Genomic DNA, 12,583 nt, shown 5'->3' with positions numbered 1-12,583 from the left:
CGAAATGACTGAAAAAACAAGTGTGTCGCCAGCGCGATCAATTCCAGAACAGTGGACAACTGACATGACCTATGCCGAAAATCTCTGGCTCTATTTCACCCTTCTCTTTGGGATCATCATCGTTCCGGGCATGGACATGGTCTTCGTTTTGGCCAATTCCCTGACGGGCGGGCGTGCCTCCGGCCTGTCGGCCACCGCCGGCATCATGGCCGGCGGGGTGGTTCATTCGATCTATGGCGCGCTCGGTGTCGGCGTCATCCTGCACCTGGTGCCGGAACTCTTCAACGGGCTCCTGGTGGCCGGTGCGCTCTATATCGCCTGGATCGGCGTTTCCCTCCTGCGCAGCACCATTGCCATCGGTGCGATTGAGCCTTCACCCGGATTGACACACGTGACGAGTTTCCGTCGCGGTGCGCTGACATGCCTGATGAACCCGAAAGCCTATCTCTTCACCTTCGCGATCTATCCCCAGTTCTTGCGGCCGGAATACGGGCCGATCTGGGCGCAGGCTTTGGTTATGGGCCTGCTGACGGCACTGACGCAGTTGGCCGTTTATGGCGGACTGGCGCTTGCCGCCGGAAAAAGCCGGGACGTCGTGATTGCCAGCCCGAGGCTGACGGCCAATATCGCGCGCCTTGTCGGACTGCTGCTCGTCGTCGTCGCTGTCTTGACGGCGTGGCATGGCTGGACCGAGAGTTCAACTTGAGAGATCTCCTCTTTGAGGATCGTTCGGGCTTGGCGGCGGGCTCAAAATAAAGTTACTTCCCTCGGCCTGCCAAAATGCAATCATGCCTTTGCAATTCAAAGAAAGTTCGTCCTGCGCGCAAGCGTCGGCGCCATCTGACCGGGAGTGTTTCATGAAACTGAAAGCCGTATTGTTTGCCATAGCCTTTACCGGGCTTGCCGGAGGCGCGGTTACCGCCGCTGACGAACCACAGGTCGTCCGCCAGGCATTGATGAAGAAGGTCGGTGGCGCCATGGGCGCGATGGCGGCGATCGGCAAAGGTGAAAAGCCCTATGATGCTGCGGTCGTCACAGCCTCGCTGACGACGATTTCCGCCTCGGCCAAGGCCTTCCCGGATCAGTTCCCGGCCGGATCCGAAACTGGAATGGAAACCGAAGCCGGCCCGAAGATCTGGGAAACGCCTGATGACTTCAAGGCGAAATCCCTGAAGCTTGCCGCCAATGCCGATGCGCTGCTGGCGGCGGTTCCGGCCGATCAGGCAGCCGTCGGTGCAGCACTGGGCGTTCTCGGCGGCAGCTGCGGCGACTGTCATCAGGTCTACCGCCTGAAAAAATAATGCGGTAGGCCGTGGTCCCATTCTGCGACCCTCTGGCGTATCGGCCCTTGGCCGGTGCGCCTCTTGTGTTTTCAGGCAAGGCACTCGACGTGCCCGAGGCCGTTTGACGTGCCAGAGGCCGTTTGACGTGCCCGAGGCCGTTTGACGTGCCCGGGGCCGCTTGACGTGCCCGAGGCCGTTTGACGTGCCCGAGGCCGTTTGACGTGCCCGGGGCCGCTTGACGTGCCCGGGGCCGTTTGACTTGGCGCGCTAGAACCCGGAAGCTGTTTTCAACAGGGCCGTGGGGTTGACTGGCAAACGGGAGAAAAACGGATGGGGCAGAGATTGCGCAAGCTGGTATCGTCGCTGGTGGTTTTCGGCGTCGTGGCTGCGGCTGCCGGATGGTTTCTGACCAAGCCGGAGCCCTGGCCGGCCAGCCACTGGGACGGTCTGGGCGCTCCGGATCCGGCCAATGGCTCGCTGATATTTTCCGCCGGCGGCTGTGTCAGCTGTCATGCGACGCCGGGGGCTTCCGGCGATGCCAAGCTGGTCCTGGCCGGCGGCCTGCCTTTGAAAAGCCCGTTCGGTACCTTCCATGTGCCCAATATCTCGCCGGACGAAACGGCCGGCATCGGCGGCTGGACGCTGGCCCAGTTCGGCGACGCCATGACGCGCGGTGTCGGCAGCAAGGGCGAGCATCTCTACCCCTCCTTTCCCTATGGATCCTATGCGCGCATGACGGCAAAGGACGTCAACGACCTGTTCGGTTATATCAAGACCCTGCCAAAAAGCGCCAATGTCGCAGCCGGTCATGATCTGCCGTTCCCGTTCAACATCCGCCTGTCGCTGGGTGGCTGGAAGCTGCTGTTCTTCACCGACAAGCCCCGCGTCACCATCGATGCCAGCGACCCGAAGATCGCCCGCGGCCAATATCTCGTCGAAGGCCCCGGCCATTGCGGCGAATGCCATACCCCGCGCAATGCGCTGGGTGGTTTCGAGGCCGGCCTGTGGCTGGCCGGCGCGCCCAATCCGGAAGGCGAGGGGCGCATTCCCAATATCACGCCGGGGTCGAAGAGCATCGGCGCCTGGAGTGCCGGCGATATCGCCAGCTATCTCGAAACCGGCTTCACGCCCGAGTTTGATTCGGTCGGCGGCTCGATGGTCGAGGTGCAGCAGAACATGGCCAAATTGCCCGCCGCCGACCGCGAGGCGATCGCAGCCTATCTGAAGGCCATCCCGGCGCAGGAGTAAAAAGGGCCATCCGCGGCATATGAAGAGGCTCCATCGCGCTGTCGGCCCGGATAGGACCCTTCAGCGCTGCCATTTCGGCCCGTCGCTGTTTCCGCTGACGGGCCTGAGCCACGGACGCGGCCCCTCCTGTCAGGCCAGGGCCTGCAGATAGCGCATGCCGGTCACCGGGCCGGGCGTGAACTGTTCGGATTCGTAGAAACGGTGCGCCTGGAAATTGCCGGTCGCGGCGCTGACCGAAAGATAGGCGCAACCGGCCAGCCTGGCCTGCTCGCGGGCTTTGGCGACGAGGTGGCGGCCAATGCCGGTGCCGCGGTGTTCCGGGTCGACATAGAGGTGATGCAGTTCCATGCCGCGCCGGCCCTCGCTTGCGCGGTAGAGCGGCACGAGAATGGCATAACCGATCAGCCCGCTGCCGGCTTCCGCCACGAGCGCCGTGATCCAGGGCATGGCGCCGAAAAGGTCGCGCTCCAGATGTTCCGGGGTGATTTCGGCCGTATCGCCGTGATGGGCGGCAAGGGCTGCGATCATCGATCGCAACTGCGGCAGGTCGCGCGGTTTTGCGACGCGCAGGGTGACGATCGGCGGCCGTGCCGCAGGGATCGCGCTTATCGTGGCAGTGTTGGGCATGGCAGGCTCCAGAATGGGTTTCCGCCATCAGGTGCCATCCAAAACAAAAGCCGCCTGATGGCGGCTTGTTGAACGAGATCAGACAGCCGCACCTATGGGAGCAGCGTAAAATACCAGCGGACGAGGGTTGCGGTTCTGATCATGCGCCAGTCATCGCGCGTTTCCGAAGCGCTGTCAACGGGGCTCATGCCGCGCGCATTTCGCTTCACACAGAAGTCCAAGCGCCGGCCATGCGGCAGCGGTGACTTTCTCTCAATGCTCGCCCTCGCACAGCCCGTGGTCCGACAGCGCCCGGATGACATAGCAGTCGCCGACGGTGTGGCCGGCGCAGTGCGAGACGATGCGCTCCAGTTCGTGTTCGAGCTTTTTCAGTTGCGCGATCTTGGCGCGAACGGAGCCGAGATGTTCGGTGGCGATCCGATCGGCGTCGCTGCAGGGCTTTTCCGGGTGCTGGCTGAGATCGACCAGATCGCGGATCGCCTCGATCGACAGGCCGAGATCACGCGCATGGCGGATGAAGCTCAGCCGTTCCAGTTCCGGGCGCTCGTAGCGCCGCTGGTTCCCTTGCGTCCGGTCGGGCGCTGCAATCAGCCCCATCTGCTCGTAATAGCGGATGGTCGGGATCTTGACGCCCGTCTTCCGCGAAAGATCGCCGATCGAATACATTCTGAAAAAACCTCTTGAACCTATAGCTGCTAGAGAGATTAGATGTGGTGTCACGGATTTGCAAGCAAGCGAAAGAGGTGACTTATGAGTGCATCCTGCGGACATCATCACGGCACGTTCGAGGGCCTCTCGGACGATTACAGGCGCAAACTTTGGATTGTCATCGCCATCAACGCGGCGATGTTCCTGGTCGAGATGACTGCCGGCCAGCTGTCGCGCTCGCAGGCGCTGCAGGCCGATGCGCTGGATTTCTTTGCCGATGCAGTAACCTACGGCCTGTCGCTGGCGGTGATCGGCGCCTCCGTCCGGGTGCGCACATCGGCCGCCATGGCCAAGGGTATCAGTCTCTTTTTAATGGGCCTCTGGGTTGCCGGCTCGACGCTGTACCGAGTCTTCGTGGTCGGCGTTCCCGAGGCGCCCGTCATGGGCATTATCGGCTTCATGGCGCTGGTCGCCAATCTCGCCAGCGTCTGGCTCCTGATGGCCTACAAGGATGGCGATGCCAATGTCCGTTCCGTCTGGCTCTGCTCGCGCAACGACGCGATCGGCAATGTCGCGGTGATGTTTGCAGCCCTTGGCGTCTGGGGCACGGCAACGCAATGGCCCGACCTGATCGTCGCCGGCATCATGGCCGGCCTGTTCCTGTCGTCCTCGGTGCAGATTCTGATGCAGTCGCTCAAGGAGTGGAATGCGCCAGCGGTCGCGGTCGAGCTGGGGCACGATCATGCGCCGGCCGGTGAAAAAGCCAGCGCCTGCTGCAATGGTCCCGGAGCGCATGATCACAGGCATTGAGGCCTTGCAATCCTGTATCCGGCATGTGTCGGGCATCAAGGTGTCCGGCAGGAACTGGGCGGATAGGGTGAGGCCAGGCACAGGAGGGCCACAATCGCATCCTATCCACCGGTACCGGTGAAAGCGGCCATCGAATCATCGGCGTGGGTCTTTGCCATGCCCTGCGATGGCCTTTGATTGCGAGGAAAACCCATGTCCCTGTTCCTGACGCGCCGCAGCCTTGTTGGCTCCGCTGTCCTTCTCCTGCCCGTGCTCCAGACGCACCGGCTGGCCTTCGCCGATGACGACGATATCGGCGTCCGGCTGGCAGCCCTTGAAAAGAAGACAGGCGGACGGCTCGGTGTGTCCGTGCTTGATACCGAAACCAATATCGGCTTCGACTATCGCGAGACGGAGCGCTTTCCGATGCTGTCGACGTTCAAGACGCTGGCCGCAGCCTGTGTGCTGGCCGGCATCAAGGATGACGAGGATGCGCTGCAACGGCGGGTCAAATTTTCAAAAGCCGATCTCGTGTCCTATTCGCCGGGAACCGAGGCCTTTGCAGATGGCGAGGGCATGACCCTGTCGGCGCTCTGCGACGCAGCGATCACGCTCAGCGACAACACGGCCGGAAACCTGTTGCTTGCCGAGATCGGCGGCCCGCAGGGCCTGACCGCTTGGCTGCGTTCAATCGGTGATGCGACGACCCGTCTCGACAGGACCGAACCGACGCTGAACGAATCGCTGAAGGGCGATCCACGCGACACGACGACGCCGGCCGCGATGCGCGAGACGATCACCACGCTTCTGGCCGGCGATGTGCTTTCCCCATCGGCGCGGGATCGTTTGCTGGGCTGGCTGGTGGCCAACAAGACCGGCGATGCGCGCCTGCGCGCCGGCCTGCCGGCAGGCGGCCTTGTCGGCGAAAAGACCGGAACGACGGACAAGGGCGGTGCCTGCGATGTCGGCCTGTTCCGGCCGGAGCGTCGCCAGCCGATCTTCATCAGCGCCTATGTGGCGGAGGCCAGCGTCCCGGTAAAAGATCTCAATCCGGTTTTTGCCGAGATCGGCCGCATGGTCGGCGAGATGCTCTAGCGGCGAGCGATCGGCGGCGGCAGACGCTTAAGCTGCCGCCTTTTCCAGCTTCTGCAGGGCGCGGGCCAGCGCATCAAAGCAGTCCGGATCAAGCGCCGTTCCGATATCCTTCGCCATGATGCCGAGTGCCTGCGAGACGGGCATGGCCGCACGATAGGGGCGGTCGGCGGTCAGCGCGTCGAAAATGTCGGCTGTGGTGACGATGCGGGTGCCCGCGCAGATCTGGTCGCCGCTGATGCCGTTCGGATAACCGCGCCCGTCCAGCCGCTCATGATGCGCGCCGGCCATGCGGGCAAGGTCGGCAAAGGCTGCAATCTTCGACAGGATCATTTCGCTGAGCCCGGGATGGCTGCGGATCGTCTGCCACTCGGCCTCGTCGGGCTTGCCCGGCTTGTCGAGGATCTGGTTGGACACGCCGAGCTTGCCGATATCGTGCAGGAGCGCAACGCGCTTCAGATAGCGCCGCCTTGCCTCGTCCAGGCCCATTTCCTCGGCGATCAGGTCGGTAAACAGCGCCACGCGCTTGCTGTGGCCGCTGGTGAACGGGCTTTTCGAATCAACGACTTCGGCAAAGGCCACGGCCACGTCGTCGAGATAGTCCTCGTCGACGCCGTCGCCTGCATCCTCGCCCGCCATGGCGATGACCACGTCCTTCAGGTCCGGTGCCGCGAGCGTCGCCCAGAAGGAGCGTTCGCTCGCGACCTGTTCGAAGATGGCGGCAAGCTGTGGATCGAACCAGCTGCCTGCGCGGCGCGCGACCTCGCGGCGGGCGGCCAGCGGCCCTGAACTGGTGTGGAAGACATCCGCCACCTGCGCCATCAGCGCGATGCGGGCATGGATCGAAATATCCGCGCCGGCAAGACCGGTCGGCTTGCCCCTGCCATTCCAGTATTCGTCGAGATCGAGAATGCCGGTGGCGACCGTTTCGGGAAAGCGCATCATCCGGACGATCTCGGCGCCCCGCTGGCAGCGTGTCTCGATCAGTTCGCGGGCAATTGTGCCGCCGGTCGCAAAGATGGTGACGAGCGAGCGGAAACGCTCGGACAGGCCGGCTTTCAGCCCCGTATGCGAAAGCACGAAGCGCAACACCTGCGGCAGGCTGTCATCAAGCAGCTTGGCGTCGCGCTTGAAGTCGCGGTCGTCGGTCAGATAAAGCTGGCAGATCCGCGCCGCATTGCTGGAGCAGCCGATGTCCTTGAGCAGCAGCGTATAATAGAGATCATTGAGATCCGCGCCGACAAGTCCGATGGCGCGGCCGATATTCATGCCGATCCAGCAGCAGCGCACCCCATGCCCCTCGGGCTGCCCCTCGGTCAGGTCGAGCGCATGGCTGAGCGCGCTGAGCAATTCCGCCTTGCCGACCCGCAACGGCTCTGTCATGTCCAAACCCTGTCCCTGTCCCTGTCCACGGCACTGCTGGCCGCGAACGGGACCATAACAGGCTGTTCTAAAGGAAGTGTCTATCGTCGGGCCCCGGCATAAGCGGCAGCAAAAGGCCTTCGCGCTGCCGGAAGGGCCTTGAGGCTGCTGACAAACCAATGTTCTGCTACATGGGATAATTGCCAGTCGTGGAAAAGGCGATCCCACAGCCTCCGTCATTCCTGTGCCTGTCACAGGAATCCAGCCGCCCAAGTCCTTGGGCGAAAGGAGTATTTGACCCGACGGACGTCGGGTCACTGGATCCCCGCCACGAGGGCGAGGAAGACGGAGAGTGAGGTTGCCACATCGCTCACAAAGGTATTCCGGGGTTTGTCAGCAGCCAAGAAGGCCCTCCCGTTGCCGGAAGGGCCTTTGTGTACCTCTTGGAAAGGGTCGCCCTATTCTTCAGCCAACGTATACGCAATCACGTAGTCGCCCGGCTTGGTGCCCACGGAGCCGTGGCCGCCGGCGACGATCAGGACGAACTGCTTGCCATCAGCCGTGTAGGTCATCGGCGTCGACTGGCCACCGGCCGGCAGGCGGGCCTGCCAGAGCTGTTCGCCGGTTGTCAGGTCATAGGCCCGCAGATAGTTGTCGACCGAAGCTCCGAGGAAGGCAAGGCCGCCCTTGGTGATGATGGGACCGCCGATACCGGGCACGCCGACCTTGAAGGGCAGGGGCAGCGGCGTCATGTCATAGACCGTGCCGTTGCGGTGCTTGTAGGCGATGTCGCCGGTGCGCAGGTCGGCGCCCGCGACATAGCCCCATGGCGGGGCCTGGCAGGGCACGCCGAGTGGCGACAGGAACGGGCCCATGACGACGCCATAGGGCGCGCCGTCATTGCGGTTCAGGCCCTGTTCGGAGCCTTTTTCGCCCTGTTCCTTCGGCGGGATCTGGTCGCGCGGCACCAGCCGCGAGGTAAAGGCCAGATAGGTGGGCATGCCGAACATCACCTGGCGTTCCGGATCGACCGCGATCGAGCCCCAGTTGAACGTGCCGAAATTGCCGGGATAGATCAGCGATCCCTCGATCGATGGCGGCGTGTAGCGCCCGTCATATTTCAGCCGGGCAAAATTGATCCGGCAGGCAAGCTGGTCGAACATGGTGAGGCCCCACATGTTCCGGCCTTCGAGCGGCGGCGGCGAAAAGGTGAGGTCGGAGATCGGCTGGGTCGGCGCGGTAAAGTCTTCCGGGATGGCGCCGGTCGGGGCCGGGATTTCCCGGATCGGGATGATCGGCTCGCCCGTGCGTCGGTCGAGCACATAGAGATCGCCCTGCTTGGTCGGACCGACAAGGGCCGGTGTCCCGTTGATGTCGAGCAATACGGGCTGGGCCGGAACGTCCATGTCCCAGAGATCGTGATGCACCGTCTGGCGCACCCAGCGCACGGCACCGGTGGTGATATCGAGCGCGACGATCGACGACGAGTATTTCTCGACATGTTCGCTTCTGTTCATGCCGAGCTGGTCCGGCACCTGGTTGCCGAGCGGGATATAGACGAGGTTCAGCGCGTCGTCATAGCTGAAGATCGACCAGCTGTTCGGCGAATTGGTCGTATAGGTCTCTCCTTCGGGCAAAGGTGTCGTGACATCCGGATTGCCGCTGTCCCAGTTCCAGATCAGGGCGCCGGAATTGACGTCGAAGGCGCGAATGACGCCGGACTGCTGCTGCGTCGAGTAGTTGTCGTTGACGGCGCCGCCGATGATGATCTTGCCATCGGTAATGACCGGCGGCGAGGTCGAGTAATAATAGCCGGCCGGGTTGTACTTCATGCCTGTTTCCAGACGCAGCGTGCCCTTGTCGGCAAAGCTTTCGCAGACCTGTCCGTTGGCCGCATCAAGCGCGATCAGCCGGGCATCGGCCGTCGGCAGGTAGACACGCTCGGCACAGGCCTGTCCAGCCGGGATGGCCGGGTCGGCATAATAGCTGACACCGCGGCAGGTCTGGTGCTGGCGGTCCGGGTTCATGCCGGAATTGGCGTCGAACTTCCATTTCTCCTTGCCGGTCGCGGCATCGAGCGCGATTGCCAGATTGTGCGGCGTGCAGATGTAGAGCGTGTCGCGGATTTTGAGCGGCGTGACCTGATAGGTTGTCTCGTTGACATCCTCGGGACGCTTGACGTCACCGGTCTGGTATTGCCAGGCAACGTCGAGCTTCGAGACGTTTTGGGGGGTGATGTCCGCCAGCGGCGAATAGCGCTGGCCATAGGGCGTGCGGCCATACTGGTGCCAATCGCCATCGGGAACCGTCCCACCGAGATCCGGTGCTGCGGCAACCTGTTCCGTCGGCAGCGAGCCCGCCTGATCCAGCGGATCCTGCGTCATCGCATAGCCGGCAACGACAATCGAGGCGACAACGGCAAGACCGAGCGGCAATGCGCTTGGACGATAAAGCTGGCCGGTCGGGCTCTTGAAGCCGAGCGGATTGCGCACCGGCGGGATAAGCAGCCAGAGGCCGAGCAGGATGATCACGCCGCCGCGCGGCCCGAGTTGCCACCAGTCGAAGCCGACTTCCCAGATCGCCCAGGCGAGCGTGCCGACGATGAGGGCGGCATAAACGCCGAGCGCTGCACCGCGCCGCTTGAACAGGAGGAAGGCCGTGAGGAGAAAGCCGAGGCCGGCAATGGCATAATACCAGCTGCCACCAAGCGTGACGAGCCAGAGGCCGGCGCCTCCTAGGGCAAGCCCGATCAGGGTGAAGACGAGGGCGGTGAAGATCAACATTGGATAGGTCTCCCGTGGTGGGAGCCACGCAAAGGCGCGGCTGTTTTCCGTCGGGTCGGGCGCCGAGATGCGGGCCCGCGGAAATTCAAGCAGACAGGCCCGGACACCGGAAAAAACGCACCCGGCGGGGCCATGGACAGGATTGCCGCCACCGGATTCTTGTCCGCTGCACGCAACCATAGGGGCAACATAACGCGGCGCCACTGCCTTTCAATGGCCACATTCGCTGTTGGCGTGCAAAAAATCACAGTCAAGCTGCGGGTTTTGCGGCGGGATGCTTTCGTCCGGACGCGACGGGTCCGGTCACGATAACCGCGGTTTTTAGTCAACAGATCTTTCTGTGGATCAGGGCCGTTAAGCATGGTCGTAAAGATTGCATTCAGTCTTTTTGGGTAAGTTTCCGTTAGCCATTTCTGTCCATTAGGCTCTCGAGCGGGCGTTTGTCCGATCGGCAGTTGTTTTGCGTATGGGTTCTCAATGCGTCTATCGTCTGTTCCAGCACTTCTCGCGCTCTGCCTTGCGGTCTCCGGCTGCGCCTCCGGCACGCTTCCCGATGAGATCGTGCCCGGCGGCCCCTCGAAGGAGACGACGAGTTCCGTCGTCCGCCTGCCGCGACCCGTCCCTGTGGCCAGCGTAGGCAATGTCGCCAACCCGTCTGGCGGACAAACAGAGCCGCACGAACTTGCCTGGGCGTCCCCGCCGGCGCAAAGCGAGGCCTTCATCACCGTTCCGCAGATCGGCGATATGCAGCAGCCGGCCGAAAGACCGGTGGCGATGCTGGTACCGGCGGTCCCGGCCATCGATGCCCAGCAGGCGGCGCGCGGCGCGATCTACAGCCAGCGCTTCCGCGATGCCAAGCCGATCAATTTCGGCAAGGCCTCGCCGCGCAATCATGCGGTGCACGGCATTGACGTTTCGCGCTGGCAGGGCGAGATGGACTGGGCGAAGCTGCGCACGCAGGGCGCCAATTTCGCCTTCATCAAGGCCACCGATGGCGGCGATCATCTCGATCCGATGTTCAAGACGAACTGGCGCCGCGCCAAGGAAGCGGGCATCCGCCGCGGCGCCTATCATTTCTTCTATTGGTGCCGCACCGCTGGCGAACAGGCCGACTGGTTCATTCGCAATGTCCCGAAGGAACCGGGCGCACTGCCGCCGGTCATCGATGTCGAATACAACGGCGAATCAAGCTGCAAGTTCAAGCTGTCGCGGGCAAAGACGCTCGAGAAGATGACGGTGTTCATGGACAAGCTGGAACGCCATTACGGTCAGCGGCCGATCATCTACACCGCACCGGATTTCTACGCCGACAAACTGCAGGGTGAATTCCCCAATCATCCCTTCTGGCTCCGGTCTGTCGCCGCCCATCCGTCGAAGCGCTACCCGGGCCGCAAATGGCTGTTCTGGCAATATTCCGGATCAGGCCTGTCGCAGGGCGTCAACGGCAAGATCGACCTCAACGTCTTCCACGGCAGCGAGCGCGAGTGGCACAAATGGGTGGCGAAAGCCACCTGAGGCCGGCGGCCCGGAAACGCAACTTGCCATCGCCTGCGTGCGACAGGGTGTTCGCGCCCCAGCGAACCCGACCGACAATCCAGATGCGGGCCATTGGCCCGGTCCTCACGTTCCGCAAAACGTCCTTGTTACCCGTTCCTCGCGCTTTGGCGGCGTGGCAAGTGCGGCAAACGCCGGTTGGTCCTCATAGGGTTTGGCCAGGCATTCGACCAGCGCTTCGAACAGCGAGAAATCGCCGTCGTTGACCGCAGCGGCAATCGCCTGCTCAATGCGATGATTGCGCGGGATGAAGGCGGGGTTGACCTTTCGCATGGCCGCCGCCCGCGCAGGGGCTGTCTGCCCGTCGAGCCCGAGGCGCATCCGCCAGCCGGAAAGCCAGACATGGGCGGCTGCCGGATCGGCAAACAGGGCGGCAAACGCCACGTCGGCTTCGGCATTTTCGGCGGCATCGCAGAGCCGTCGGAAACCAAGCGTGAAATCCGTCTCATTGGCGTGCATCGCCGACAGCAGCGACTGGACGAGGACAAGATCACCGTCTTCAGGCGTGGAAAGGCCGATCTTGGCCGCCATCCCGGTCAGCCAGTGATCCTGGAATGCCGCGCCATAGGCGTTGATCGCAGACGTTGCGAGGGCAATCGCCTTGTCTTCATCGGGATCGATCAGCGGCAGCAGCGTTTCGGCAAGGCGGGTGAGGTTCCACTGGCCGATCGACGGCTGGCTGGCATAGGCATAGCGGCCGTTGCGATCGATCGAGGAAAACACTTTCGAAGGATCATATTCGTCAAGGAAGGCGCAGGGGCCGAAATCGATGGTTTCGCCTGAGACCGCGCAATTGTCGGTGTTCATGACGCCATGGATGAAGCCGACCTGCAGCCAGCGGGCAATCAGCGATGCCTGGGCGGCGATGACCGCTTCGAGCAGCGCGAGATAGGGGCGCTCGGCCCCGGCTGCATCCGGAAAATGCCGCGCAATCACGTGGTCGGCCAGATGTTTCAGCCCGTCGGTGTCGCCGCGCGAGGCAATGAACTGGAAGGTGCCCACCCGGATATGACTGGCCGCCACGCGGGTGACGACGCCACCCGGCAAAAGCTGTTCGCGCTGCACCGGCTCGCCGGTGACGACGGCCGCCAAAGCACGGGTGGTCGGAATGCCGAGCGCGTGCATCGCCTCGCTGACGATGTATTCGCGCAGCACAGGCCCGAGGGCCGCGCGCCCGTCGCCGCGCCGCGAATACGG

At 63.2% G+C, this 12,583-nt stretch carries 11 protein-coding genes; 6 read left to right on the top strand and 5 right to left on the bottom strand.

The annotated features are described in order from the left end of the window. Positions 1-64 precede the first annotated feature (64 nt). From AX760_RS17825 to AX760_RS17815, 3 genes are all read left to right on the top strand, one after another. Positions 65-706 carry a LysE family translocator gene (locus AX760_RS17825; protein WP_071834343.1) on the top strand — a complete coding sequence of 214 codons (642 nt, stop codon included), beginning with the start codon at positions 65-67 and terminating at the stop codon, positions 704-706. Positions 707-857: 151 nt separating this feature from the next. Continuing rightward, entirely contained in the window at positions 858-1,301 is a 444-nt protein-coding gene (locus tag AX760_RS17820; protein WP_071834342.1) for a c-type cytochrome, read from the top strand. A 312-nt stretch (positions 1,302-1,613) separates the two neighbouring features. Beyond that, complete coding sequence (locus AX760_RS17815) at positions 1,614-2,531, top strand: c-type cytochrome (protein WP_071834341.1); 918 nt, start codon at positions 1,614-1,616, stop codon at positions 2,529-2,531. Positions 2,532-2,660: 129 nt separating this feature from the next. Here the strand turns inward: AX760_RS17815 and AX760_RS17810 are convergent, their stop codons facing one another. Beyond that, positions 2,661-3,158 (bottom strand): GNAT family N-acetyltransferase, encoded by a 498-nt coding sequence (locus AX760_RS17810; RefSeq protein ID WP_071834340.1) that lies wholly within the window; start codon positions 3,156-3,158, stop codon positions 2,661-2,663. Positions 3,159-3,410: 252 nt separating this feature from the next. Beyond that, entirely contained in the window at positions 3,411-3,824 is a 414-nt protein-coding gene (locus AX760_RS17805; RefSeq protein ID WP_071834339.1) for a MerR family transcriptional regulator, read from the bottom strand. Positions 3,825-3,908: 84 nt separating this feature from the next. On the opposite strand from AX760_RS17805, the gene AX760_RS17800 reads away from it, so the two are divergent. Both AX760_RS17800 and bla read left to right on the top strand, forming a co-directional pair. Continuing rightward, positions 3,909-4,616 carry a cation efflux transmembrane domain-containing protein gene (locus AX760_RS17800; RefSeq protein WP_071834338.1) on the top strand — a complete coding sequence of 236 codons (708 nt, stop codon included), beginning with the start codon at positions 3,909-3,911 and terminating at the stop codon, positions 4,614-4,616. A gap of 192 nt (positions 4,617-4,808) precedes the next feature. Next, positions 4,809-5,690: a class A beta-lactamase gene (gene bla / locus AX760_RS17795; RefSeq protein ID WP_071834337.1), complete on the top strand. Its 882-nt coding sequence runs from the start codon at positions 4,809-4,811 to the stop codon at positions 5,688-5,690. Between the two features lie 27 nt (positions 5,691-5,717). On the opposite strand, the gene AX760_RS17790 is transcribed toward bla, so the two are convergent. Beyond that, complete coding sequence (locus tag AX760_RS17790) at positions 5,718-7,070, bottom strand: HD-GYP domain-containing protein (RefSeq protein ID WP_071834336.1); 1,353 nt, start codon at positions 7,068-7,070, stop codon at positions 5,718-5,720. A 437-nt stretch (positions 7,071-7,507) separates the two neighbouring features. Beyond that, the gene (locus AX760_RS17785; RefSeq protein WP_071834364.1) at positions 7,508-9,832 is read right to left on the bottom strand and encodes a glucose/quinate/shikimate family membrane-bound PQQ-dependent dehydrogenase; all 2,325 of its coding nucleotides are present in this window, start codon (positions 9,830-9,832) and stop codon (positions 7,508-7,510) included. Between the two features lie 477 nt (positions 9,833-10,309). On the opposite strand from AX760_RS17785, the gene AX760_RS17780 reads away from it, so the two are divergent. Next, on the top strand, positions 10,310-11,347 hold the full coding sequence (locus AX760_RS17780; protein WP_071834335.1) for a glycoside hydrolase family 25 protein: 1,038 nt from the start codon (positions 10,310-10,312) through the stop codon (positions 11,345-11,347). A 105-nt stretch (positions 11,348-11,452) separates the two neighbouring features. On the opposite strand, the gene AX760_RS17775 is transcribed toward AX760_RS17780, so the two are convergent. Continuing rightward, the coding region (locus AX760_RS17775; RefSeq protein ID WP_071834334.1) for a protein adenylyltransferase SelO at positions 11,453-12,583 on the bottom strand (1,131 nt) is incomplete at its 5' end.

The organism is Pararhizobium antarcticum, from assembly GCF_001885585.1.
Lineage (GTDB): Bacteria > Pseudomonadota > Alphaproteobacteria > Rhizobiales > Rhizobiaceae > Pararhizobium > Pararhizobium antarcticum.
Note: the sequence above shows the minus strand (reverse complement) of the source record. Positions and strands in the feature narration are given on the sequence as shown.